This window comes from Brevundimonas sp. BAL450, assembly GCF_015767455.1.
Classification (GTDB): Bacteria; Pseudomonadota; Alphaproteobacteria; order Caulobacterales; family Caulobacteraceae; genus Brevundimonas; species Brevundimonas abyssalis.
The window spans coordinates 35,456-59,147 of record NZ_JADWOW010000033.1 but is presented as its reverse complement, the minus strand read 5'-3'; the positions used below and the strand labels follow the sequence as shown (position 1 = coordinate 59,147).

The 23,692-nt window shown below is 67.7% G+C and carries 22 protein-coding genes; 11 read left to right on the top strand and 11 right to left on the bottom strand.

The genetic code is table 11. The features are described from left to right. The 5 genes from IWC96_RS16150 to IWC96_RS02705 form a co-directional block, all read right to left on the bottom strand. Window positions 1-2,390 (bottom strand): calcium-binding protein (locus IWC96_RS16150; protein WP_304502296.1); only part of this gene is annotated, 2,390 nt, incomplete at its 3' end. A 178-nt stretch (window positions 2,391-2,568) separates the two neighbouring features. After that, window positions 2,569-4,182, bottom strand: a complete 1,614-nt coding sequence (locus IWC96_RS02720) for an alpha/beta fold hydrolase (RefSeq protein WP_021698068.1) — start codon at window positions 4,180-4,182, stop codon at window positions 2,569-2,571. Window positions 4,183-4,317: 135 nt separating this feature from the next. Continuing rightward, complete coding sequence (ettA, locus tag IWC96_RS02715; RefSeq protein ID WP_021698067.1) at window positions 4,318-5,985, bottom strand: energy-dependent translational throttle protein EttA; 1,668 nt, start codon at window positions 5,983-5,985, stop codon at window positions 4,318-4,320. 87 nt (window positions 5,986-6,072) lie between these two features. Next, on the bottom strand, window positions 6,073-6,990 hold the full coding sequence (locus IWC96_RS02710; RefSeq protein WP_081703501.1) for an alpha/beta hydrolase: 918 nt from the start codon (window positions 6,988-6,990) through the stop codon (window positions 6,073-6,075). Window positions 6,991-7,051: 61 nt separating this feature from the next. After that, complete coding sequence (locus IWC96_RS02705) at window positions 7,052-7,663, bottom strand: TIGR02466 family protein (protein ID WP_021698065.1); 612 nt, start codon at window positions 7,661-7,663, stop codon at window positions 7,052-7,054. Between the two features lie 368 nt (window positions 7,664-8,031). Here IWC96_RS02705 and IWC96_RS02700 point away from each other — a divergent pair, with 368 nt between their 5' ends. Next, a complete protein-coding gene (locus IWC96_RS02700; protein WP_196838304.1) occupies window positions 8,032-8,976 on the top strand; it encodes a methyltransferase domain-containing protein in 945 nt (314 codons plus the stop codon). Window positions 8,977-8,986: 10 nt separating this feature from the next. Here the strand turns inward: IWC96_RS02700 and IWC96_RS02695 are convergent, their stop codons facing one another. Together IWC96_RS02695 and IWC96_RS02690 are read right to left on the bottom strand one after the other, a co-directional pair. Further along, complete coding sequence (locus IWC96_RS02695; protein WP_021698062.1) at window positions 8,987-9,517, bottom strand: hypothetical protein; 531 nt, start codon at window positions 9,515-9,517, stop codon at window positions 8,987-8,989. Between the two features lie 176 nt (window positions 9,518-9,693). Next, window positions 9,694-12,663, bottom strand: a complete 2,970-nt coding sequence (locus IWC96_RS02690; protein WP_021698061.1) for a TonB-dependent receptor domain-containing protein — start codon at window positions 12,661-12,663, stop codon at window positions 9,694-9,696. A 286-nt stretch (window positions 12,664-12,949) separates the two neighbouring features. Between IWC96_RS02690 and IWC96_RS15865 the strand changes: the two genes are divergently transcribed. Continuing rightward, window positions 12,950-13,474 (top strand): hypothetical protein, encoded by a 525-nt coding sequence (locus tag IWC96_RS15865; RefSeq protein WP_021698060.1) that lies wholly within the window; start codon window positions 12,950-12,952, stop codon window positions 13,472-13,474. Next, window positions 13,471-13,872 (top strand): TIGR01244 family sulfur transferase, encoded by a 402-nt coding sequence (locus IWC96_RS02685; protein ID WP_021698059.1) that lies wholly within the window; start codon window positions 13,471-13,473, stop codon window positions 13,870-13,872. Before IWC96_RS15865 ends, IWC96_RS02685 begins: the two co-directional genes overlap by 4 nt. On the opposite strand, the gene IWC96_RS02680 is transcribed toward IWC96_RS02685, so the two are convergent. Beyond that, the gene (locus IWC96_RS02680; protein WP_021698058.1) at window positions 13,869-14,030 is read right to left on the bottom strand and encodes a hypothetical protein; all 162 of its coding nucleotides are present in this window, start codon (window positions 14,028-14,030) and stop codon (window positions 13,869-13,871) included. The genes IWC96_RS02685 and IWC96_RS02680 overlap by 4 nt on opposite strands. A 66-nt stretch (window positions 14,031-14,096) precedes the next feature. On the opposite strand from IWC96_RS02680, the gene IWC96_RS02675 reads away from it, so the two are divergent. Together IWC96_RS02675 and IWC96_RS02670 are read left to right on the top strand one after the other, a co-directional pair. Beyond that, a complete protein-coding gene (locus IWC96_RS02675) occupies window positions 14,097-14,987 on the top strand; it encodes an MBL fold metallo-hydrolase (protein ID WP_021698057.1) in 891 nt (296 codons plus the stop codon). A gap of 190 nt (window positions 14,988-15,177) precedes the next feature. Beyond that, window positions 15,178-17,982, top strand: a complete 2,805-nt coding sequence (locus IWC96_RS02670; RefSeq protein WP_196838302.1) for a TonB-dependent receptor — start codon at window positions 15,178-15,180, stop codon at window positions 17,980-17,982. Window positions 17,983-18,049: 67 nt separating this feature from the next. Here the strand turns inward: IWC96_RS02670 and IWC96_RS02665 are convergent, their stop codons facing one another. Genes IWC96_RS02665 through queC form a run of 3 tightly spaced genes read right to left on the bottom strand, consistent with a single transcriptional unit; the run spans window position 18,050 to window position 19,777 of the window. Next, window positions 18,050-18,421 (bottom strand): 6-carboxytetrahydropterin synthase, encoded by a 372-nt coding sequence (locus IWC96_RS02665; protein ID WP_021698053.1) that lies wholly within the window; start codon window positions 18,419-18,421, stop codon window positions 18,050-18,052. 7 nt (window positions 18,422-18,428) lie between these two features. Next, window positions 18,429-19,061, bottom strand: coding sequence for a 7-carboxy-7-deazaguanine synthase (queE, locus tag IWC96_RS02660; RefSeq protein ID WP_021698052.1), 633 nt, complete (start codon window positions 19,059-19,061; stop codon window positions 18,429-18,431). Beyond that, a complete protein-coding gene (queC, locus tag IWC96_RS02655) occupies window positions 19,058-19,777 on the bottom strand; it encodes a 7-cyano-7-deazaguanine synthase QueC (protein ID WP_196838301.1) in 720 nt (239 codons plus the stop codon). The genes queE and queC overlap by 4 nt, the downstream gene beginning before the upstream one ends. Window positions 19,778-19,828: 51 nt before the next feature. Between queC and cutA the strand changes: the two genes are divergently transcribed. The 6 genes from cutA to IWC96_RS02625 all read left to right on the top strand — a co-directional run bounded on the left by cutA (window position 19,829) and on the right by IWC96_RS02625 (window position 23,632). Then, complete coding sequence (cutA, locus tag IWC96_RS02650; RefSeq protein WP_021696986.1) at window positions 19,829-20,167, top strand: divalent-cation tolerance protein CutA; 339 nt, start codon at window positions 19,829-19,831, stop codon at window positions 20,165-20,167. A gap of 92 nt (window positions 20,168-20,259) precedes the next feature. Continuing rightward, on the top strand, window positions 20,260-21,888 hold the full coding sequence (locus IWC96_RS02645; protein WP_021696987.1) for a response regulator: 1,629 nt from the start codon (window positions 20,260-20,262) through the stop codon (window positions 21,886-21,888). 39 nt (window positions 21,889-21,927) lie between these two features. Beyond that, window positions 21,928-22,398, top strand: a complete 471-nt coding sequence (locus IWC96_RS02640) for a PaaI family thioesterase (protein WP_196838300.1) — start codon at window positions 21,928-21,930, stop codon at window positions 22,396-22,398. Further along, complete coding sequence (locus tag IWC96_RS02635; RefSeq protein WP_045318927.1) at window positions 22,395-22,796, top strand: PaaI family thioesterase; 402 nt, start codon at window positions 22,395-22,397, stop codon at window positions 22,794-22,796. The genes IWC96_RS02640 and IWC96_RS02635 overlap by 4 nt, the downstream gene beginning before the upstream one ends. A 65-nt stretch (window positions 22,797-22,861) precedes the next feature. Beyond that, window positions 22,862-23,215, top strand: coding sequence for a hypothetical protein (locus IWC96_RS02630; RefSeq protein WP_021696989.1), 354 nt, complete (start codon window positions 22,862-22,864; stop codon window positions 23,213-23,215). A 63-nt stretch (window positions 23,216-23,278) separates the two neighbouring features. After that, window positions 23,279-23,632 (top strand): hypothetical protein, encoded by a 354-nt coding sequence (locus IWC96_RS02625; protein WP_196838299.1) that lies wholly within the window; start codon window positions 23,279-23,281, stop codon window positions 23,630-23,632. Window positions 23,633-23,692 lie beyond the last annotated feature (60 nt).

Sequence of the window (23,692 nt, the reverse complement as noted above, 5' to 3'; positions counted from 1 at the left end):
TAGGTGTCGTCGCCGCCCAGACCCTCCATGCGGTCCGCGCCGCCGCCGCCCTTGATGATGTTGGCCGCGTCGTTGCCGATGATGTCGTTGTCCAGATCGTTGCCGACGAGATTGAGCGCCGCGCTGCCCTGGGCTCTCAGGTTCTCCACATGGGTGAAGCGAGCGTCGAAGCTGACCGAGCTCAACACCGTGTCGACGCCGCCGCCGGCCAACTCGATCACCACATCGTTGCGGCTCTCCACATGGTAGATGTCGTCGCCCGCGCCGCCCTCCATGCGGTCCGCGCCCGCGCCACCGTCCAGCACATTGGCGCCCGCGTCGCCGGTCAGGACGTCGTCGAAGGACGAGCCGAGGATGTTCTCGAAGCCCGAAATGACGTCGCCCTCGGCGTGGCCGCCCGAGGCGGTGTTGTCGCTGAGGTTGATGGTCACCCCGGCCGACGAGCCGGCGTAGCTGACGGTGTCGATCCCGTCTCCGCCCTCGAGGATGTCGGCGCCGGCTCCGCCACGGATCAGGTCGTCGCCGTCGCCGCCCGACAGGCGGTTATCGCCGTCGTCGCCGATGAGTTCGTCATCACCATAGCCGCCAAGGACGCCCTCGATGCTGATCAGGGTGTCGCCGTCGCTGCTGGCGCCGGTGGAGAGATCGACCCGCAGGTCCGCATCGTCCTCTTCGTAAGATGCAATGTCGAAGCCGTCCCCGCCGTCGAGGATGTCGGCGCCTTCGCCGCCTTCCAGCCGGTCATCGCCTTCGCCCCCGAACAGGGTGTCATTTCCCTCACCGCCGAACAGTTGGTCGTCGCCGGCCTCGCCGTGCAGGATGTCGTCGCCGCCATCGCCGATCAGGGCGTCGTTTCCGTCCCCGCCGTGAATGACGTTGTCCGCATTGCCGCCGAACAGGATGTCGTCGAAGGCGGAGCCGATCAGGTTTTCGATGCTCTCGAAGCTGTCGCCTTCCGCGCCGTCGTCAGCGGCGTTGAACAGGAGGTCGACATAGACGCGCCGGGAGGCGTTGGCATAGCTGAGGGTGTCGGTCCCGGCCCCGCCGATGAAGGTGTCGGGCCCGACACCGGCCGCGGCGATCAGCAGATCGTCCCCGTCGCCGCCGTCGTAGGTGCGGGCCGGCCCTGCGGTGGCGGTGATGATGTCGTCGCCGGCCCCGCCGCCGACGAAGACGGCGTCGCCGGAATATTCGATCACATCATTCCCGGCCGTGCCGGTGAACGTGTTTCCGGCCTCGCCGGGCGCGTCACGGGTGTCGAGGATCTCCATGACCACATCGCCCGAGGCGCCGATGAAGGTGACGACCATGCGGCCGTCCGGCAGCAGCGCCACGCCCGGCGCCGAGGCGTCCCCGCCCGCCGCGTCGACGACGGCCAGGTCACCGACCGGGTCGCCCAACCCGTCGATTCTTTGGACAACCAGGTTGCCGGTTTCAGCGTCGATGATGGTGACGAGCCAGGTTCCGTCCGGGAGGGTATGCACGCTGGGGGAGGTATCGTCGCCGGCGGCCACTCCAGAAAGTGTTGTCTGTTGCCCGAGGTCGTTGCCGTTGTTCTGGTATCGCTGGCTCACAACGGCGTCGCCGCTCGTCCAGACCATGACGAAACCACCATTCGGCAAGGCGGACAGACTGGGAGAGTGGTCCCCCACGCCGGGTCCACCGTTCGAGAATTCCGTCGCGCGACGGACGACGCCCTCCTGATCCACGATGAAGAGAAGGATCTGGCTATCACCATCGATCAAGGCAGAGACAGCGACCGCATAACTTCCGTTTGCCAGAGCGACGACCGCAGGCTCGCCCTGGATGCCGGCATCCGTCGCGAGGTCGAACAGGTTGGGATCATTAAACGCGGCAGAAGCCGGGCTCGAGGCGTCAAAGACAAAGCCGCGAAGGATGCTCTCCCCCGTTTCCGTCGTTTCGCGCCAGACCGCCAGTCCGGAGGTCTCCGAAGCGACTGCGACCTGAGGATCGAAACCGGAAGGGTTCGCCCCCGATAGCGTTACGTCGAAGAACAGATTGCCCGAGGGGGACGGCGTGCCGGATGCGTCGAACCGGATGATCAGGACATCTTCAAGGCCGGCCTGGTTTCGCTCAAACACAGCGAAGAAGCCGCCGTCCGCCGTCGCCTGGATGTCGCTGTTGCCGGCCAGGTGGCCCTCGGAGCCCACGTTGATGATGAACTCGCCGTTCACCGGATTACCCAGCGGATCCAGGATCTGTCCGACGATGTTGCTGACGGCGGGCTCTCCCGGCGCCTGGGTCGTCGCAGTCCAGGTGATCAGGATGTTGCCGTTGCTGAGAACGGTGACGCGCGCGTCTGCGCGGGTTCCCGCAGTCGTGGTGTTGACGGTGACGGCGTCAAGCCAGGTGGCGGGCGTAGCGGGCATCGGGACGATCCTTGTGTGCGGTTCGACCGGCGGCCGGCGCCGGACGCGGTCGTGGCGATGCAGGCGCCGGTGTCAGGCACGGCTGCGTCGGGATGGCGCCTGTAGAGCACTGCCGCGTGGTCGCCAGCGTTGGAATTGCCGTGGAAACGGCGTTGAAACGGCTGCAGCGCCGGCCGGCTCAGGCTTCGGCGATGAAGCGCCGCACGGCGGCGGTGAAGTCGGCTGCGGCAGGTTCGCGGCCGATCAGCAGATGGTTGTTGCTGTCCAGACCCACGAACTCGGCCGACGGAATGGCGGTGGCCAGCTCCCGACCGGTGGCCATGGGGATGCGGCGGTCGCCCCGGCTGTGGATCACCAGGGTGGGCGCCTTCACCGCACCGAGACGGTGGCGGACGTCCAGCTCGGAGAAGGCCTGAAGGAAGCGCACCGCGTTGCGCGACGAGGTGGTCTGGCGCTGGAACTCGTCGAACCAGTCCAGTTCGTCCGGGGTCGCGTCGGGCATGAAGGTGCCCGAGAAGATGCGCCGGTATGCGGGGTCGGGCCGGCCCCAGCCCGCCTCGGTCAGCACCATGACGGCCTCGCGCTCACGAACCTCCGCCGGAGTGGCGATGTGGCGCCAGCCGGCGGGATAGCCGCCGAACAGGATCAGGTGGGACACCCGCTCCGGATGACGGGCGGCGTACTCGATGGAGACCGAAGCCCCCTGACTGATGCCCAGCAAGGGGAACCGTTCAAGGCCCGCCGCATCGACCACGGCCTCCAGATCGGAGACGAAGGTCTCGAGACTGATCTCGGGCGCGTCCCAGTCCGACAGGCCGCAGCCGCGACTGTCATAGCGGACAAGGCGATGGGTGGCAGCCAGATCGCGATACAGGGGGCTCCAGATGGGCGCTTCCCAGTCGAGCTCCAGATGGGTCAGCCAGTTGGCGGCCTTGACCAGCGGCGGCGCGTCCTCACGCCCCACCGAGGCCCAGGCCAGGCTGACGCCGTCGGCGGCGCGGACGAAGCGGACTGTCTGGCGCGGCCGGGGGGCGTCAGGTCGAGGACGATCGGACGGCGCCGCAGATGTCACAGCGGGCGTCGACCATGCGGGGGCGGTCAGACCCGCATCCCGGAACACCGTCTCCAGCTCGTCGGCGGATCGCCGCGCCTCCTCGGCGCCCCTCGCCCGGCGGGTCATGGCGACCACTGCGCGGGCGGCGTCGGGATCGAACGGCTGGTCGTCCAGCCAGCGCACGGCCCAGACCAGCGCCTCGTCCGCGCCCGTCTCGAAGTCCAGCGCCAGCCGCCGGGCCACCCCCGCTCGCAGCTGGGCGAGAGCCTGACGTTCGCGGTCCAGCCAGACGGCGAAGGCCGGCTGATTGGCGAGCTCGCAGTCGTCCAGCAGGATGTTGTCCGCCGTCCGCCAGGCCTCGGCCAGATCCTCGAAGGCCGCTTCGGGGTCGTCAGCGCAGGCCTGAATCCGGCGCAGGTCGACGTCCACGTCGTCGCTGACGACCTCCACCCGCTCGCGGTCGGCGGTCAGGCGCTCCACCCCGTCGCGGTTCAACAAGGGCCGCAGCTTGGTCAGCGACCAGCGCAGCGCCCCGCGCGGGTCGTCAGGCACCTCCCAGAACAGCTCACAGAGTCGGTCGCGCCGCTGGGGGCTTCTAATCAGGATCAGATACCCCAGCAGGGCGCGGGTCTTCCGCGAGGCCGGAAGCTCGAGCCGACGACCGGCCGCCCAGACCTCCAGGCTTCCAAGCAAATTCACCGCCAAGCCTGGGGAGACGACGGTGGGAGACGCGGCCATGAAGCCTCCGTATTATCCCCGGATACAGACTGAACTGTAACACAGCCGGGCCCCGACGAGAATCAGCGAAACCCGGCCGTAGACGGGGTTTCCGTCCCGGCGCGGGCGTCGTCCTTGCAGCGGATCGAACCTGGCCTAGCGCCCGAACTTCTGGAACTTGATCCGGTGGGGGATGAGGCTGTCGGCGCCGAGGCGGCGCTTCTTGTCTTCCTCGTAGGCTTCGAAATTGCCCTCGAACCATTCCACGTGGCTGTCGCCCTCGAAGGCCAGGATGTGGGTGGCCAGACGGTCCAGGAACCAGCGGTCGTGGGAGATGACCACGGCGCAGCCAGCGAACTGTTCCAGCGCCTCTTCCAGGTTCTGCAGGGTCTCGATGTCCAGATCGTTGGTCGGTTCGTCGAGCAGGATCAGGTTGCCGCCGGACGCCAGGGTCTTGGCCAGGTGCACGCGGTTACGCTCACCGCCCGACAGCTGGCCGACCTTCTTCTGCTGGTCGCCGCCCTTGAAGTTGAAGCTGCCCACATAGGCGCGGGTGTTGATCTCGCGCTTGCCGACCATCATCACGTCGGTGCCGCCGGAGATGGCCTGCCAGATGGTCTCGTCCGGCTTCAGGTCGTCGCGGGACTGGTCCACATATGCCAGCTTGACGGTCTCGCCGACCTTGATGGTGCCGCCGTCGGGCTGCTCCTGGCCGGTGATCAGCTTGAACATGGTCGACTTGCCGGCGCCGTTGGGGCCGATGACGCCGACGATGCCGTTGGGCGGCAGCTTGAAGGTCAGGTTGTCGAACAGCAGCTTGTCGCCATAAGACTTCTGCAGGCCCTCGACCTCCAGCACCACATTGCCCAGGCGCGGCCCGGGCGGAATCTGGATGTGGGCGTGGGTCTGGGCGCCGCGGGCGCTCTCCTGCTCCTCGACCATGCGCTCATAGGCGGCCAGACGGGCCTTGGACTTGGCCTGACGGGCCTTGGCGCCCGAGCGGACCCATTCCAGTTCGCGGGTCAGGGCGCGCTGGCGGGCTTCGGATTCGGAGTTCTCCTGAACCACGCGCTTCTGCTTGGCCTCCAGCCAGCTGGAGTAGTTGCCCTCGTGGGGGTGGCCCTTGCCGCGGTCCAGCTCCAGCGTCCACTTGGTGACGAGGTCGAGGAAGTAGCGATCGTGGGTCACCAGGATGACGCAGCCGGGGAAGTTCTCCAGGTGGTGCTGCAGCCAGGCCACGGACTCGGCGTCCAGGTGGTTGGTCGGTTCGTCGAGCAGCAGCATGTCCGGCTTGCTGAGCAGCAGGCGGGCCAGGGCCACGCGGCGCTTCTCACCGCCGGACAGGTTGGTGACCTCCCAGTCGTCGGGCGGACAGCGCAGGGCGTCCATGGCCATCTCGATGCGGCTGTCGATGTCCCAGACGTCGGCGGCGTCGATCTTCTCCTGCAGCGCCGTCATCTCTTCCATCAGCGCGTCGGAGTAGTCCTCGGCCATCTCGGCGGCGATGGCGTTGAAGCGCTCGACCCACTGTTTCTCCTCGCACCAGGCCTCGACGTTCTGACGCACGTTCAGCTCGGGGTTCAGGTGCGGCTCCTGCTCCAGATAGCCGCGCTTGATGCCGTCGGCGGCCTTGGCCTCGCCCGAGAACTCGCTGTCGAGACCGGCCATGATCTTCAGCAGGGTGGATTTACCGGAGCCGTTGACCCCGACCACGCCGATCTTGGCGTCGTTGTAGAAGCTGAGCCAGATGTTCTCGAAGATCTTCTTGCCGCCAGGAAAGGTCTTGGTCAGGCCCTGCATCTGGAAGATGTATTGCTGCGCCATGAGGTGCGGTGCGCCCTTGCTTGCGTTCGTGTGGGGAGGTTGCGCGGGATGTAGCGATTGCGAGGGCTTTAGGCAAACGCAGCGGCGTCAGTCCCGGGCCGGAAGCAGCGCCAGCAGGCCGTGGGTGAAGCCGCGCGGGGCCACGGTCAGGTGGTCCTCGTCGTTCAGAACCTCGCTGGAGAGGGTCAGTCCCTCATAGTTGCGGGACCGGAGCCGCGCCTCGAAGCGGGCGTTGTCGCCGACCATGTCATAGCGGTTGTTGCGCCGCCCCCCGCCCGGAACCTCGTACTCCCCGATGTACATATAGACCCGCGCCGGCAGGGCCGTATGGGCGCGGGCGTAGTCGGCCTCGGCCCGCATCATGGCGTGATCGCCGAACCAGAAGGACGGGCTGCCGAGGATATAGCCGTCGAACAGCGTGGGCTCGCTGAACATGATCTGGGCGCCCAGCAGGCCGCCGTAGGAATGGCCCAGCAGGATGCGGCGCGCCGGATCACCCCGGAAGCGGCCTTCGATGAAGGGCAGGACCTGCGTCTTCAGATAGGTCTGGTAGGCCGCGCCGCCGCCGGTCCGGTCATTGATCGCGACAGGGGTGTAGTCGCGGGCGCGGCTGGCCATTCCGCCCTCGCCCACCGCATAGGACAGGCCGACCAGGATGAACTCCTCGATGACCGGCTCGTTCAGGTTCACCCGGCGGGTGATCTGGCGCAGCAGCGGGAAGGCGTAGTCGGCGTCGGTGACGTAGAGCACGGGATAGCGGCGGTCCGGTTCGGCGCCATAGCTGGGCGGGAGGGCGACGAAGACCTGATAGTCGCGGCCGGACACCGGATCGGGCACGTCCCAGACCTGGGTGCCGAGGATTTCGTAGGGGCTCCCCTGCCCGCGCTGGGCGGTCGCTGATGAGGGCGGCTGGGCCGGTGGCTGTTCTGCGCTCGTCGCCGTATCGCCACAGGCCGACAAGCCCACTGTCAGCAAACCCGCCAGCATCAACCCTCGTCTCAGCATCGCACACCTCTCTGAAGCTTGGCCGCAGGGATGACGAGGCGCGGGGACCGAAATATGACGCTCAGGCGTAGTTGAAGCTGATGGAGACCCGCTCGGCCTTCGCGGCGTTGGGGGGGACCTCGTGGCGGAGCCAGCTTTCCCACATCAGGATCGTGCCCTCGGCGGGCGCCAGATAGACGAAGGGGCGCTCGGCCTCGGGGGCGTCGGCGTGGACGGCCGGGCGGGCCATCATCATGGGCAGGCGCGGGTCTTCCAGCTTGAGGGACGAGGCCCCGTCGGGGACCGCCAGATAGACCGTGCCCGACAGGAAGGCGTGGGGGTGGATGTGGCCGGTGTGGCCGCCGCCGGGCTTCAGGACATTCACCCACAGGTTGTCGAGGCGGGGCTTTCGGGCCAGGTCGAAGTTCAGCGCCTTCGCATAGGCAGCGGCGTGGCGATCAAGGTGGCGCTTGAGCTCGGCGAACTCGGGGAAGCGGCGCGGCAGGTCGTTCAACGACCCGTATGACGTGTAACCGCGATAGCCATGGCTGCGGCACCAGACGCGCCCGGCCGTGTCCTCGGACGCCAGCATGGCGATGAGGTCCAGCAGGCTTTCGTTGAGGAGCTCGAAACCGGATGTGTCGGCCAGAGAGGCCTCATAGACCTGGGTGACGAAGAGGGGGCGCAGGGACATGGCCAGCCGGAGATGGGCCCGATCGGGCGGGGTGGAAGTGAGACTCCGGGACGAAAAAACAGTGCAATGGAGTGCAATGGAGTGCAATGGAGTCTAACGCGCCGAAAAAAACAGGGTCTGAATTGTCTGAATAGTCTGAAATCGCCCTCCTGCTCGCAGATTCGCCGCGCGCCATTATAGGGCCGGTGGAGAGAGCGGGGGAAAAAGGCGGTCCCAGGGACGCCAACCCTTGTCCGCAAGGCGGTCCGGAGACGGAGAAAGCGGGATTTAGCGGGTTGCGGCTCAACCGGACCGGGCGGTTTATGTTTGAGGGTCGCCGGCTGTCCGCTACCCTGTCCGACAGGCGGGCGGATGGACCAGGGGCTTCGATGACACAATCGGGAACGGACGCCAGCTGGCACTGGAGCGACTATTGGCGCGACGCCAAGCCCGAGGTTCTGACCACGGGGCCAGCCGGGGGCCGCCGCCCGTTCGAAGCCCGAACCCTGTGGCTGTCTTTCTTCTCGGAACTCGCGCCGGGCTCCCACGTGCTCGACCTGGCCACCGGCGGGGGGCAGGTGGCGGGCTATGCCTGCGAAGCGGCGAGGCTGGGCGAGCGTGCGTTCGAGGTCGTGGGCGTCGATTACGCTGACCTTCCCTTGAGCAAGGGTCCGTTCAGGCTGGTCGGGGGCGTCCGCCTCGAGCAATTGCCCTTCGAGGCCGCAACATTCGACGCCGCCTCGTCACAGTTCGGGATCGAATATGCCGATCGCCGGGCCGCCCTGGCGGAACTGGCCCGTGTTCTGAAGCCCGGGGCCCCCGCGCTGCTCCTGATGCATCACGAAAACAGCGTCATCACCCAGCAGGCCCGGACGCAGTTGACCGCCCTGGACCGCGTCGAGGGGGGCGGAGCCTTGATCAGATTGGCCCGACAGGCGTTCCGGGCGCATCAGGCGAACCTGTCCGGCGACAAGGTCAGAGCGGCCGAAACGGCGTTCCGGAAGGCTGTGGCCCGCGCACAGACCCGGTTGGGTGATGACGCCAGAGCCATGACCGCCCGTCAGTATCTGGGCTTCATGGCCGACCTGGCCGGGCGTAGCGCGGCCTATCGCCCGGAAAGCGCCCTGCAGAGCCTGGCCCAGGCGGAAACGGCCAACACGGCCTGGCGCCGTCGTCAGCATAGCCAGATCCGGTCCGCGCTGGATGAGGCCGGCATGTCAGCCTTCCTGAGCCAGGCCCGGGATCGCGGCCTGACGGTCGAGCAGAAGGCGGAGGCATACGACGATCACAGCGCGCTCATCGGCTGGCGTATCAGGCTGAAGAAGACCGGGTGACCTGACCGCCCTACTCCAGCCCCACCTCTTCCGGGGTGGCGGGCGGGGTGGTGATGTTTTCGCGCAGGCGGCGGGCGGCGTGCTCGCAGCGGCCCGGCAGACCGAAGAACAGGCCGAACACTTCACTGCGCGAGGCTTCCTCCTCGCGGGCGATGGCGGCGTCCCACAGGGCGGTGCGCTCGGCGGCGGCGGCCTCGGCGGCGGCGAGGCTCTCGGGCGACTGGCGATCGCGGGCGGCGTTCAGACCGGCCTGGAAATCGGCGGCCTCGAGCCGGCCCAGACGCATGATCTCCTGATCCAGGTCCGACGGATCGGTCAGGGTCTCACCCAGACGCACATGGCCCGTGACCAGGGCCTCGCACCAGGCGGTGAGCGCATAGTCGTCGGTCGGGGCGCCGGGCGGCAGGGCGTAGGAATAGGCGATCGCCTCGCGAACCCGCACAGAGTCCGTGCTTTCAACTGCAGTGCCGCCTGTGCGGATGGGGCCGTCGTCGACGGGCTGGGCGGCGAGAGCGGCGATGAAGGCGAAAAGAACGGACATGCGGCTTCCTGAATAGCGAATGGCGTCGTGGACAGACGCAGGGCGCCCGAACCAGCGACCCTAACGCATGAACGGCCCAGGTGGTTTTTGTGGGGCGGCGAAATAGCGCATCGGCCAAGAAAAAAGGGCGGCGGACCCGAAAGTCCGCCGCCCCGATTTCACACTGACAGCTTCTTTTAGAAGTCGGCGGTGACGCCGAAGAAGATGTAGCGGCCCATGGAGTCATAGACGCCCGGGTAGGTGTTGCCGTTGCCGCCGCCCGAGTAGCTGAGGGGCGGATCCTTGTCGAACACGTTGTTGATGCCGACGCGGAAGCGGGTGTTGTCGAACGCCTGCCAGGTGGCCCCGATGTCGAACCAGTTGTAGGCGTCGAAGTAGCGGTCGATGCGGGTCGAGTTGGCCGGCAGATTGTAGTGCTCGACTTCACCGTGGTAGCGCCAGGTCAGCAGCAGGTTCACGTCCCAGGGGGTGGACCAGCTGGTGGTGAACCGGTGACGCCATTCGGGAGCGCCGAAGCCGCAGTTGTTTTCGTAGAAGCCGACGCATTCCAGACCCGGAGCGCCGTCGAACGGGGTGTTCTCCAGCGTTTCCAGCCAGGTGCCGGTCATGTTGAAGGCCAGGCCGCCCATGCCCGTCAGACCGAAGTCGTCCAGGTTCATGTTGTAGTTGACGACCACGTCCACGCCCTTGGTCACTTCACCACCGGTGTTGATGGTGAGGTTTTCCACGAAGCCGGTGTTGGTCCACAGCTGGCCACCCGCCGAACGGTTGAGACGGGCGCAGGCCGCCGCATCCGGGCTCGAGAAGGCGCCGAGGCCGTAGCAGGCGTCGATGGTGTTGTTGGCGCCGAAGGTGCCGATGGCGCCTTCGATCTCGATGTCGAAATAGTCGATCGACATGTTGAAGCCCGGCAGGAAGGTCGGGGTGAAGACCACACCATAGGTATAGGTGTCGGCTTCTTCCGCGTTCAGGGCCGGGTTGCCGCCGGTCAGGTTGTTGTACTGACCCGCCGGGCTGTCGATGAACGCCTGGCCGTAGTTGGCGGCCGGGACGCCCGTGGCGGTGCACTGGGCCAGAGTGGCCGTAGCCGCCGCGCCGCAGGGATCGCCGCCGCCGCGACCGAACAGGACCACGTTCTGGGCGTTGAAGAAGTTGAACACGTTGGGCGCACGAACCGCACGGGCATAGGAAGCCCGGAAGCGGACATCGCTGGTGGGCGCCCAGTCGAGGCCGATCTTGTAGGTGTCGGTGTCCTCGGCGAGGTTGTACTTCGAGTGACGATAGGCGGCGTCCAGGGTGATGGACTCGGCGAAGGGCAGGCCTTCCGCGATCGGGAAGATCAGCTCCGCGAAGTAGTCGCGCGCCACGGTGGCGCCGGAGATGCCGATGAAGGCGCCGCCCTGACCCGCGCCGTCGCCCGACTGATAGCCGGAGTCGGTGTTCACGGTCAGGTAGTCACGACGGTATTCCGTACCGAAGGCGACCTGCATGCCCGAGGAGGCCCAGGGGCTCTGCACGCCGTAGACGCCCAGGTCGCCGGTCATGGCGGCGGTCAGGACCTGATTGGTCACATAGCCGGTCGCGATCAGCGGCAGGGTCAGATAGTCGATCTGCTCCTGGGTGATGCCGCCCGGACGGAACGGGTTGTAGGGCACGCAGTTGGGGTCCGTGCCATCGACGACCGAGCGACAGGTCGGGGTGCCGCCCACGTCCACCACGTCAAGGGCGCGGCCCAGACGCTGGGTCGAGAAGTCGCCGAGGTAGCGGTCGGTGTACTGCACGCGGGCGTATTGCGCCGTCAGGTCGTAGGACCAGGCGTCGCTGATGTCGCCGCGCAGGCCGCCGACGAGGCGGTAGGAGTTCAGGTTGTAGTCCTGAATCCGCGGGCCGCCTTCGACGTTACGACGGCCGACGTAGAACAGGACGTCCTCGTCCGCCGCGATCTGGGCCGGGGTACAGATCAGCGCCGACTGCTGGGCCGACAGGAGCGGGTTTCCGCAGTTGATGCTGTCGTTGTTGAAGAACGAACCCGAGGGCGCGATCTGGGCCAGGGTCGAGCTGTCGGTGAACATCAGCTGGGTGTAGACCTCAGCCGCGCGGTTCAGCTCGTAGTTGGCGAACACGCCGAAGGAGTAACGCTCTTCCGGACGCATGTAGTAGTTGATCGGCGCGTAGTTGTACGCGTGGATGTTCGGGTTGTACGGAATGAACTCGCCGGCCGGGTTGTTCGGGTTCAGCGTGTAGCCATAGGTGGCGAAGTCGGTGAAGTAGCCGCCCGAGCTGGTGGCCGAACCGCCGCAGCTGAAGGTGTCGGGGCCGCTGGCCGCATTCGGGGCGCCGGCGGCGCAGGCCGAGTAGTCGCGGTCCGCCTGGAACACCGGGTTGTTTTCACGATAGGTGAAATAGCCGGTGATGTTGCCGCGGCCGCCGTCGACGTCGGTGCCGACGACCAGGCTGAACTGCGAGGTCTCGCCGTCACGGACATTGTTGTCCGGCAGCCGGAACTCGCCAGGGTTGGTGAGACCGCGACGGGCGATTTCCTGGCTGATGTTGCCCACGCCGTCGAAGTCGTTCTCGTGCTGGTAGAAGCCGTACTGGGCGTCAACGCGCACGCCTTCGAAATTCTTGCGCATGATGAAGTTGACGACACCGGCCACGGCGTCGGCGCCGTAAACGGCGGAAGCGCCGCCGGTGTAGACTTCAACCCGCTCCACCATGACGGCGGGGATCTGGTTCAGGTCGGCGGCGGCGATGGCCGGCGAGCCGTAGGGCATGCGGCGGCCGTCGATCAGGACGACGGTGCGGTTCGGGCCGAGGCCGCGCAGGTCGACCGTGGCGGTGCCGGACGAGCCGTTCACGACGGTCGAGGTCTGACCGGCGAAGACCTGCGGCAGCTGGTTGACCAGATCCTCAACGCGGGACACGCCGGCGTTGGTGATGTCCTCGCCCGTGACCTGGGTCACCGGGCTGGTGGTCACCAGGTTCGCCTGGGCGATACGCGTACCGGTGATGACGATCTCGTCGACACGGGTCGCTTCCTGGTCCTGAGCCTGCGCCATGGCAGGGGTCGCGGCAAGCGCGAGCAGCGCAGCGCCGCCGATCATCGTCGAGGCCAGCAGGCGCTCACGAGTATTCTGGATGTTCAAGGGTCACCCTCCTGAGACCGGCGATTTGTATCGGCCAAAATGACCGACCTGCCCCCGCCCGGTACGTTTGATTCAGCAGTCATCCGCGGAAATATTTCCGGCAGATTGAAGGGCACGATAGGAATTGCGACCTTATAGCGTCAACGGAATTACAGGGCTGTAAGGTTGTCGTCGTCGGACTGTCGCATTCGCGCCACGGTTCTGTCGCTGTGGGGCCTTGCTGGCGGCGCGCGTTTCGCGGTGGCATACAGGGTCGAATTCCGTCGGCGACAGAAGGCCTCGCACCATGACTTTCCTCAGAACGGCCCTGCCCCTCCTGGCGGCCTTGGCCATCCCCGCGCTCGCCCAGGCACAGGAGGCCCCCCGGCCCGAGCTGCTGAACCGCCTGACCGACTGCCGGGCCATGACCGATCCGGCGGCGCGGCTGTCCTGCTACGACACGGCGGTGGAGGCGCTGGACGCCGCTGAACGTCAGGGCGAAGTGGTGGTGGTCGACCGCGCCCAGGTGCGCGAGAGCCGCCGGGCCCTGTTCGGCTTCGAAATGCCCAGCCTGCCGGCCTTCGGACGGGTGACGGCGGCCGAGGACGAGGTCTCCAGCGTGGAGACCACCCTGACCCGCGCCAGCCGCGGCGGCGACGGAAAATGGGTGTTCCGCCTGGCCGACGGCTCCACATGGCGCCAGATCGATTCGGAATCGGTGTTCTTTTCCAACCGCGAGGGGACCGAGGTGCGGGTGCGCCGGGCGTCCATGGGCAGCTTCATGATGACCCTGGGAAGCAGCCGCGCCGTGCGCGTGCGACGGGACCAGTGAGCTTCCGGCCGCTGGCGCCCGGCGTGCGGGTCTGGGGCCAGATTCACGCGGACGACGTGGTCCGGGCGAAGGACCTGGGGGTCACGCTGATCGTCAACAACCGGCCAGACGGCGAGGAGCCGGGGCAACCCGCCTCCGCACAGGTTGAAGCCTGGGCGCGGGCGGCCGGACTGGACTACGCCTCGGTCCCCGTCCGGGGCCGTCCGACGCCCGAGGACGCGGCGGCCCTGGCGGACCTGCTGGCGAAGACGGACTCGGCCCTGATCTTCTGCCGATCCGGCATGCGCTCGACCGCCGCATGGGCCATGGCCCAGACGGCTTCGGGGGCGATGAGCCCGGACGAGGCGCGGGCGGCGGCGGCGGCGGCCGGTTATGATCTCTCGGGTCTGCCGCTCTAGCGCTGGACGGCCACGCGGGCGGCGTAGGGCGCGGCCGGTTCGGGCGTGCAGGCGGCGGTGATCAGCTGCGCCGCCATGAGACACAGCACGGCGGCGGCCAGGGGCTGGAGCCGATTTGAGACAGTGATGAGGGCGTCCAGGGCGATGATTCGGGCCATTTCGGCGTCTCCGGGCGTTTCAGACCGCCTTGACCGCAAGCTCCGCGCCGTCCGGAATGGGACGCCATGATCCCCTTCGTGAAAGCCTTCGATCCGGAATACGGCGTCTGCCGCCGCGTCTCGCCGCGCATCCGGCGGGTTGTCGCGAACAATCCGGGGCCGTTCACTTTCACAGGGACCGGGACCTACATCGTGGGGAACGGGACGGTGGCGGTGATCGACCCGGGGCCGGACGACGGGGCGCATCTGGAGGCGCTGCTGGCGGCGGTGGAGGGCGAGACGGTCAGCCATGTGCTGGTGACCCACACCCACCGGGACCACGCGCCGCTGGCCCGGCCGTTCGCGGACGCGGTGGGCGCTCTGGTGCTGGCGGCCCGGCCGCCGGCGCGCGAGACCCACGCCTCGGGGGCGCTGGACGAGGCGGAGGACCAGACGTTCCGTCCGGACGTGATTCTGAGTGATGGCGACCGGATCGCGGGGCCGGACTGGACCCTGGAGACCCTGGCCACGCCGGGCCATGCCTCCAACCATCTGGCCTTCGCCCTGATCGAGGAGAACGCCCTGTTCAGCGGCGACCATGTGATGGGCTGGGCCACCTCGGTCGTGGCGCCGCCCGACGGGGACATGGGCGCCTATATGGACAGCCTTGAGCGGGTGACGGCGCGGGGTTTCGACACGCTGTGGCCCACCCACGGCGCGCCGGTGACGGACGTGGCCCCTTTCCTGACGGCCTACAAGGCGCACCGGCTGGAGCGGGAGGCGCAGATCCTGGCGCGGCTTGAAGCGGGCGACCGGACCATCGGCGAGATGGTCCCGGGCCTGTATGCGGCGGTGGACGCGCGGCTGTGGCCCGCAGCGTCCCTGTCAGTGCTGGCGCACCTGATCGACCTGACCCGGCGGGGCGTGGTCGTGAGTGACGGGGAGCCGGGGCTCGGCGCGGCGTTCGCCCCTCGGTGAGGGCGATCACCGTGGCCCTGATGCATCACCTTGCCGGACACGCGCCGACAGACGGCCGGGTTCGCAGGACTGTTACAGAACTCAAACGGCCACGTCACAGAGCTTGGCCATTAGCGGACCTCGAACGCCGTTAGGCCGGGTGCGGACCAATCCCGCCCGGTTTTCGGCATCCACCGAGGACCGCACCATCATGACCCTGACCGCCCGAGCCCTCGCCACCGCCTCCGTGCTGGCCCTGCTCGCCCCCGCCGCCGTACACGCCCAGGCTCCCGCCGGGCAGATCCAGGGTCGCGTGACCTCGGCCGAGACCGGCGCGCCCCTGGCCGGCGCCCGGGTGAGCGTGGCGGGCAGCCCCGTGGTCGCCCTGACCGACGAAGCCGGCGCCTTCACCCTGACGGGCGTGCCCGCGGGCGCAGCCACGGTGACGGTCAGCTATCTGGGCCTGGCGGACACCAGCGCCGCCGTCGAGGTCGCCGCCGGCCGCGCGGCCAGCCTCAACATCGCCCTGGGCGGCGAGGCGGGCGTGACCGTGGACGCGGTGGTGGTGATGTCGCAGCGCATCGCCCAGAACGACGCCCTGAACCGCTATCGCAACTCCGACGCCATCGCCAACTATGTGGCCGCCGACGACATCGGCCAGTTCGTCGACCAGAACGTGGCCGAGAGCCTGCAGCGCCTGCCGGGCGTGTCCATCACCCGCGACCAGGGCGAAGGCCGCTTCGTCAGCGTGCGTGGCGTCGGCCCGGGCCTGAGCACCGTGACCGTCAACGGCATGCGCATCGGCACCCCCGAGGACAGCGACCGCGCCGTGCCGCTGGACGTGATCCCGTCGGGCTCCATCGACCTGCTGGAAATCGTCAAGGTTCCCACCCCTAACATGCCGGGCGACGCCATCGGCGGCTCCATCGACGTGCGCTCGGGCTCGCCGTTCAACGAGAACCAGAACTACAATTTCCGCTACCGCCTTGAAGGCTCGTACAGCGAGCTGAGCGAGGACTTCAATCCGGAAGCGCGCCTGAACTACACCAGCCTGTTCAGCGTCGGCGGCGGCCAGGACAACCTGGGCGTCTCGCTGGGCATGAACTACCTGGACCGCACCTTCGAATCGAACAACCTCGAGGCGGCCTACAGCTTCAACGACGACCTGGGCGACGACGAGTTCGTCATCGAGGAAATCCAGCTGCGCAAGTACTTCGTCAACCGCGAACGCTTCGGCGCCAACCTGAACCTGGAATACCGGCCGACGGCGAACGACACCTTCTTCGCCAACGCCCTGTTCAGCCGCTTCACCGACGCCGAGACGCGCCAGCGCAGCATCTTCGTGTTCGCCGACGGCGACCTGACCGCCTTCAACGGCGAGGCCGCCACGTTCGAGGACATCGATGAAGACGGCTTCCGTCGCCGCATCCGTTTCCGCACCAAGGACCAGGACACCCTGGCCCTGGCCTTCGGGGGCGAGCATCAGCGCGGTCTGTGGTCGTTCGACTACCGCATCGGCCACTCCATGACCGACGAGAACGTGCCCGACGAGATCGAGGGCCGCTTCGAGAATGATCAGTCGCCGCTGGACGCCGTCGTGCGCCAGGGCGCGGGCATGCCGACCTTCCAGATCCTGTCGGGCGGCGCCGCGGACACCAGCTACCTGGACAACGCCAACTACGCCTTCGACCGCGTGGTGTTGGCGCCCAAGTTCGTGGACGACGACGACACCAACCTGAACTTCAACGTCGAGCGGGCCGAAGCCTTCGGCGTGGCGGGCTTCACCCTGAGCGGCGGCATCGACCTGCGCTTCAAGCGCAAGGTGACGGATGTGGGCGAAACCGAGCTGCGCAACGTGCCGGATATCCGGCTGGACCAGTTCACCACCGGAGCGCCCGGCTATCCGTTCCACCCCCTGGGCGACGGGATCAGCAGCGCCGGCTTCGTGGACTTCTTCAACACCAACCGCTCAAGCATCCTCGAGCGGCCCCAGGACGTCGAGGACAACCTGATCCTCAACACCGCCGAAGACTATTCTGCGGATGAGGACGTCTCGGCCGGTTATCTGATGGGCACCTGGGACTCCGGCCCCTGGCGCTTCATCGTCGGCGCCCGCGTCGAGCACACCGAATATTCGGCTCAGGGTTCGGAGCTGAACTTCGACGACAGCGGCGACCTGACCATCAATCCCCGCTCGGTGGAATCCAGCTACACCAACGTGCTGCCGGGCATTCACGCCCGCTTCACCCCGCGCGACGACCTGGTCATCCGCGCGGCCTGGAGCAACACCATCGCGCGGCCCAGCTTCGGCGACCAGTCGCCCCGCTTCGAGATCAACAACGAGGATCTCGAGATCAACATGGGCAACCCCGATCTGGAGCCCTACGAGTCCAGCAACCTCGACCTGCTGCTGGACTGGTATCCCGGCGGCGGTTCGGTGATGTCGGTGGGCGTGTTCTCCAAGGAGCTGGACAGCTACATCGTCGAGCGCACCTTCCAGAATGACGCCCAGTTCCCGGGCTTCGAGGTCACGCGCCCGGTCAACGGCACCGACGCCTCGATCCGCGGCATCGAGCTGAACCTGGAGCAGGAGCTGGGCCGCTGGGCGCCGGCGCTGGACGGCTTCCTGGTGGGCGCCAACGCCACCCTGCTGGACACCGAGTTCACCGTGGACGGCCGCACCGAGACCTTCAGCCTCCCCCAGGCGGCGGAAGAGAGCGCAAACTTCTACGTCGGCTACGAGCAGGGCCGTTTCAGCGGCCGCGTCAGCTATTCGTTCCGCGGCGAGTACCTGGAGGAGATCGGCGACAGCCGCGAGTTCGACGTCTATGTGATGGAGAGCCAGCAGCTGGACCTGACCGCCTCGTTCCGCGTGAACGACGCCATCGAGGTGCTGTTCGAAGCGCAGAATCTGCTGGACGATCCGCTGGAGCTCTATCAGGGCACGCCGGCCACCACCCTGCAGTTCGAGGAATACGGCGCCACCTTCGCCATCGGGCTCAAGGGCCGGTTCTGATCCTCAACCGATAGAGACACTCCGCCTCGCCTCCCCCGCCCCGTGCGGGGGAGGTTTTTCTTTGGAATCAGAGCTCCAGGGCGCAGCGTTCGTGGATGGTGGGACGGCTGACGACCACGCGGGACAGGCCCGGCCAGGCGGGGGTGAGGCGCCGGGCGAACCACAGGCACAGGTGTTCAAGGGAGGGGACCTCGAGGCCAGCGTGCTCGTTCAGCATGCCGTGGTCCAGCTCCCCGGCGGCGGCTTTCAGGGCGGCGTCCAGCGCATTCAGGTCCGCAACCCAGCCGTTGGCGTCCAGCCGGTCGGAGCGGATCGACACCTCCACCTGGAACGAGTGGCCGTGGATGCGCCGATAGGGGCTGCCCTCCGGCTCGTTCGGAAAGTGGTGCGCCGCGTCGAAGGTCGCGGCCTTGGTGATTTCGAAGACAGGCTTGGTCATGTCAGGGTCAACGCACGCCGATGTATTTGTGGGTCTGGACGCTGAGGCGCCATTTGGGGTGTTGCAGGCAGTAATCCATGGCCGCCGCCGTGTTGGCCTCGGTGTCGGGGCCGTCCATGGGCTGGAGCCAGAAGCGTTCGAAGTCCATGTCGGCGAACTGCTCGGGCCGGGCCAGCGCCTGCGGATAGACCAGTTTCAGCTCCTGCCCCGTGGTCTGGAGCACCGGGGCGTCGGCCTTGGGGCTGACGCAGATCCAGTCGAGGCCGTCCGGCGCCACGACGGTGCCGTTGGTCTCCACCGCGATCTCGAAGCCCCGCGCGTGCAGGGCGGCGATCAGAGGCGGGTCCAGCTGCAGCAGGGGCTCGCCGCCCGTGCAGACCACCAGACGGGGACCGCCCGCCCCGCCCCGCCACAGGGACGCGACGCGGTCGGCCAGAGCCTCGGGCGCGGCGAACTTGCCGCCGTCAGGGCCGACGCCGACAAAATCGGTGTCGCAGAACGAGCAGACGGCCGTGGCGCGGTCCTGTTCGCGCCCGCTCCACAGGTTGCAGCCGGAAAAACGCAGGAACACGGCGGGACGGCCGGCCTGTCCGCCCTCGCCCTGAACGGTGAGGAAGATTTCCTTGACGGTGTAGGTCACGCGCCCGCCGCCCACTGGTCATAGCCGGCCGCGCGCAGCTCGCACGCCGGGCAGGTTCCGCAGCCGTAGCCCCACGGGTGACGGTGATCCCGGTCGCCCAGATAGCAGGTGTGGCTGTCCTCGATGATCAGCTGGACCAGGGCATCGCCGCCCAGATCGTGGGCCAGGGCCCAGGTCTCGGCCTTGGTCAGCTGCATCAGAGGCGTTTCGATGGAGACCGGCTTGTCCAGACCCAGCGACAGGGCCTGCTGCATGGCGTCCATGGTCTCGCGACGGCAGTCCGGATAGCCGGAAAAGTCGGTCTCGCACATGCCGCCCACCAGCACCTGCAGCCCGCGCCGGTCGGCCAGGGCCGCGGCGTAGGTCAGGAACACCAGATTGCGGCCCGGCACGAAGGTGGTGGGCAGGCCGCGGGCGTCCATCTCGATGGCCCGGTCACTGGTCAGGGCGCTGTCGGCGATGCGGCCGAAGCCGGTGATGTCCACCACATGGTCCGGGCCGAGGCGGTCCGCGACACCGGGCAGGACTCGGGCCATGCCGTCGCGCACCCTGAGTCGCGCCTGCATCTCGACCGCGTGGCGCTGGCCATAGTCGAAGCCCATGGTCTCGACCCGCGCGAAACGGCCCAGCGCCCAGGCCAGGCACGTGGCGCTGTCCTGCCCGCCCGAGAACAGAACCAGGGCGGAGGACGAAGGGTTGATCGAGGAAGCGCTCATGACAAATCTGCGGTCGGCCCGGGGGCCGCGCGCATGCAAGGGAGTCCAGTGATGAAAAACGAAGTGGCGGTGCTTTACACCACATGGCCCGATGCGGAAAGCGCGGCGGCGGCCGGGCGGACTCTGGTGGGTGAGCGGCTGTGCGCCTGCGTCAACATCCTGGGGCCCATGCGGTCGATCTATCGCTGGGAGGACGCGGTGGAGGAGAGCGTGGAGATCCCGGCCCTGTTCAAGACCACCGCCGACGTCGCGGCCGTCCTGAAGAGCCGCATTCTGGCGCTGCACCCCTACGATACCGCCTGCGTCCTGATGCTACCGGTATCAACGGAGGGGTCCTCAGGGGCCTTCACCGCCTGGGTCACGGACAATGTAACAGCGATATCAGAATGATTTTGCTGACCTTTCCCGATTCATCCCCAGCTTAACCCTTCCGCAAAGCCTGCTGGGGCATTGTCGCTCGGTAACAGGGAGTTCTCGGCCGTATGCCGACGATCGAGTCCATTGCCGAACGGGCCACCCCGGCCGGCCTCAAGACCCTCGGTCACGAGGTGTACGCGCGGTTCCAGGCGGAGCCCGACACCCTTGTCATACCTGTCGTCGAGAACGGTCGCCCGATCGGCCTGATCGAACGGGATAATTTCCTGCTGAAGTTCGCCGGCGATCACGGTCATGCCCGCTACGCCCACCGGACCATCGACATTGTCATGGACGCCGAGCCCGCCGTTGTGGAGGCCGGGGTCCACATCGACGCCTTCGCCGGCCCCATCCTGAACAGCGGCCCCGGCGCCCTTCTGCGCGGCTTCATCGTCACCCGTGACGGGGCCTACTGGGGCGTCGGCTCGGCCGTGGCCCTGCTGCGCGCGGCCAGCGAGGGCAAGGATCGTCAGATCCGCGCCCTGGCCGAACAGGAAGAGACCCGCGCCCAGGAGCAGGAACGCGCCGTGGCCGTGGCGCGCGGCCGCTATGATTTTCTCAATGCCCTGAACCATGACCTGCGCACCCCCCTGAACGGGGTGCTGGCGGTGGGCGAACTGTTGCAGCGTCAACCGCTGGGCGCCAACGCCCAGGCTCACGTGCAGACCATCGTGGACTCCTCCGAGACCCTGCTGCGCATCCTGCAGGACGCCATGGACCTGAGCCGCGCCGAGGCGGGCGAACTGGCGCTGGAGCCCGCGCCGACGGTGCTGCGCGGCGTCATGGACGCGATCCAGGCCGAGTGGGAGCCCCGGGCCCTGAACCAGGGTGTGCGCCTGATGGTCCGCTACGACGGCGACACCGAACTGGCCGCAGAGATCGACAGCCGACGTCTGAAACAGGTGTTCGACAATCTGATCGGCAACGCCCTTAAATTCTCCCGCGGCGGTCTGGTGGAAGCCGGACTGAAGACCCGCGCCGCCAGCGGTTCGGTGGTGATGGAAGCGCGGGTCCGCGACAGCGGCTCGACCCTGGCGGACCTGAAGGACGACGACCTGTTCGCCACCTTCATCAAGGCCGCCGACGAGGGCTCGGCGCCCGGCGGCGTCGGGCTGGGCCTGGCCATATGCCGGCACATCGTCCAGGCCATGAGCGGCCGCATCTGGGCCGAGCGGAACCAGGGCAAGGGGGTCACCTTCGCCTTCGACCTGTGCGCCCCCCAGGCCGTGATCGAGGCCGAGGCCGATTCCAACGTCTCCGAGCTCGGCGGCCTGTCGCTGCAGAGCCAGCCGCATGTGCTGATCGTGGACGACAACGCCACCAACCGCGTGGTGGCCCAGGCCCTGTGCGAGATGTTCGGCTGCACCTCCGAGACCGCCGAGGACGGCCTTGAAGCGCTTGAAGCCGTACAGGCGACCCGCTTCGACCTGATCCTGATGGACATCAAGATGCCCCGCATGGACGGGGTCGCCGCCACCAGGGCCATCCGCGCCCTGGACGGGGACGTGTCCCATACGCCCATCATCGCCCTGACCGCCAACGCCGACCCGGACGACGCCCGCAAATATGTGGCCTCGGGCATGTCGTCGGTGGTGGAGAAGCCCATCAAGCCCGAGCGCCTGCGCATGGCCATCAACACCGCCCTGTCCGAGGGCGAGGCCCACGCTTCGAAGGACGCCGCCCGCCGCGCGGGATAGGTGCTTTCCCCGCCTGCGCCCCACGGATAAGAACGGCCCATGGCCGCAACCATCGAATCCCTCCTGCCCCAACTGGCCGCCGGCGCCGCGCACACCCATGCCCTGGGGTTCGCTTACGAAGCGCTGGACGGCGACGCGGTCACCCTGCGGGCCCCGTATCGCGAGGACCTGGTCGGTGATCCCAACGCCGGCGTGCTGGCCGGCGGGCTGGTCACGGCGATGCTGGATCACGTGGGCGGCCTGGCGGTGTGGGTGGCGCTCGGCGAATTCCGGCCCATCGCGACCCTGGACCTGCGGGTCGACTACATGCGGGCCGCCGAACCCGGGCGCGATCTGCTGGCGCGCGCGCGCTGCTATCGCCTGACCCATTCGATCGGCTTCGTGCGCGCCTTCGCCTATGAGAGCGATCCCGACGATCCGGTCGCGGCGGCCCAGGCCGCCTACATCATCAACTCTGACGGGGAACGGGGCGCCGGTACGAACGGGCCGCGCCCCGGGGCCGCGACATGAGCGAGACGGCCGCCTTCGATCTGGACAGCATCCCCTACGCCCGGTTCCTGGGCCTGAAATCGCTGGCGTCCGGCGACGAGCTGACGGTGGTGATGCCGTTCTCGCCCCATCTGATCGGCAATCCGATGCTGCCGGCGCTGCACGGCGGCGCAACCGCCGCCCTGCTTGAGCTGACCGCGACCGCCCAGCTGGCGTTGCTGCACCCGCGCCCGCGGCTGCCGCGCCCCATCAATGTGACGGTGGCCTATCTGCGGTCCGGCAAGCCGGTGGACACCTTCGCCCGCGCCCATGTCAGCAAGGCCGGACGCCGGGTGGCGTCCGTGACCGTCGAAGCCTGGCAGGAGGAACGGCGCCAGCCCATCGCCACCCTGACCGCGCACTTCCTGCTCGACAACTGAAACGAGTATTGTTGCGAAACAAGCGTTTTGCGTGTCTGCTCCCGTCATTTGCGGGGAGTGAAGTCATGCATCACGAAGCCGTCGGCCGGGATCTGAGCCGGAAAGTCCATGCCGCCGAGGCGGCGGTGGACCACGCCCTGATCGAGATCGCCGCCCTGACCGCCGCCCTGCCCGAGGCGCGGATGCGCGCCGGCGTTTCGGGGGTCACAGGCCAGTCCGCCTTTGATGACCTGGCGGCCTCGCTGTCGGCCCTGACCCAGGCGCGCGCCCGGCTGGGAGGGGCGCACCGGACCCTCGCCGCCCTCGCCCGGCGGATGGGTCTTGGCGCCCTGGCCGCGGGTCCCATGGACAAGCCGGACGATCAGCCGCCGCTGGACGGGACCGGCGGGGTGCGGGCAAACATGGTGAACGAGAAGTAAACACCCTATCCAAAGGGGCTGAACCGTGTTAACACTTGGCTAACCACAGTGGAGGGTTTGCACGTGTACAAGGCTGAAATCGTCAACGGCGTCGCCAATGAGCTTTACGCCACGGAACAGGCGCTCGACGCCGCCATCGCCCAGGCCAGCGGTCTGGTGCAGACCATGATCGCCGGCCGTGCAGAGTTGAGCGTTTCGGCTCTCTCGGGCGCCGGCGCCCAGGCCAAGGCCATGGAAGCGATCGCCGCTCTCGGCCAGGCCCGCGAAGCCATCGTCGCCACCCACCAGGAGCTGGCCAAGGATCACCGCCGCATGGGCTGGGGCGTCTACGCCGCCGGTCCGCTCGACAAGCCCGATGACATGACCCGCCCGGTCGAAGTCCCGGGACGTCCGGGCGTGAAGCTGCGCGTCGCTTAATTCGCTGTAAGAATTCCCTTCAACCGTATCGGTTGAGGCTAAATCAGCGCATTATCGCCT

Bases quoted from the DNA above. Each gene is read 5' to 3' on its own strand.
- IWC96_RS02720 (WP_021698068.1), bottom strand. From the start codon at position 4,182: ATGGCCGCGTCTCCCACCGTCGTCTCCCCAGGCTTGGCGGTGAATTTG.
- ettA (WP_021698067.1), bottom strand. From the start codon at position 5,985: ATGGCGCAGCAATACATCTTCCAGATGCAGGGCCTGACCAAGACCTTT.
- IWC96_RS02710 (WP_081703501.1), bottom strand. From the start codon at position 6,990: ATGCTGAGACGAGGGTTGATGCTGGCGGGTTTGCTGACAGTGGGCTTG.
- IWC96_RS02705 (WP_021698065.1), bottom strand. From the start codon at position 7,663: ATGTCCCTGCGCCCCCTCTTCGTCACCCAGGTCTATGAGGCCTCTCTG.
- IWC96_RS02700 (WP_196838304.1), top strand. From the start codon at position 8,032: ATGACACAATCGGGAACGGACGCCAGCTGGCACTGGAGCGACTATTGG.
- IWC96_RS02695 (WP_021698062.1), bottom strand. From the start codon at position 9,517: ATGTCCGTTCTTTTCGCCTTCATCGCCGCTCTCGCCGCCCAGCCCGTC.
- IWC96_RS15865 (WP_021698060.1), top strand. From the start codon at position 12,950: ATGACTTTCCTCAGAACGGCCCTGCCCCTCCTGGCGGCCTTGGCCATC.
- IWC96_RS02680 (WP_021698058.1), bottom strand. From the start codon at position 14,030: ATGGCCCGAATCATCGCCCTGGACGCCCTCATCACTGTCTCAAATCGG.
- IWC96_RS02675 (WP_021698057.1), top strand. From the start codon at position 14,097: ATGATCCCCTTCGTGAAAGCCTTCGATCCGGAATACGGCGTCTGCCGC.
- IWC96_RS02670 (WP_196838302.1), top strand. From the start codon at position 15,178: ATGACCCTGACCGCCCGAGCCCTCGCCACCGCCTCCGTGCTGGCCCTG.
- IWC96_RS02665 (WP_021698053.1), bottom strand. From the start codon at position 18,421: ATGACCAAGCCTGTCTTCGAAATCACCAAGGCCGCGACCTTCGACGCG.
- queC (WP_196838301.1), bottom strand. From the start codon at position 19,777: ATGAGCGCTTCCTCGATCAACCCTTCGTCCTCCGCCCTGGTTCTGTTC.
- cutA (WP_021696986.1), top strand. From the start codon at position 19,829: ATGAAAAACGAAGTGGCGGTGCTTTACACCACATGGCCCGATGCGGAA.
- IWC96_RS02645 (WP_021696987.1), top strand. From the start codon at position 20,260: ATGCCGACGATCGAGTCCATTGCCGAACGGGCCACCCCGGCCGGCCTC.
- IWC96_RS02640 (WP_196838300.1), top strand. From the start codon at position 21,928: ATGGCCGCAACCATCGAATCCCTCCTGCCCCAACTGGCCGCCGGCGCC.
- IWC96_RS02635 (WP_045318927.1), top strand. From the start codon at position 22,395: ATGAGCGAGACGGCCGCCTTCGATCTGGACAGCATCCCCTACGCCCGG.
- IWC96_RS02630 (WP_021696989.1), top strand. From the start codon at position 22,862: ATGCATCACGAAGCCGTCGGCCGGGATCTGAGCCGGAAAGTCCATGCC.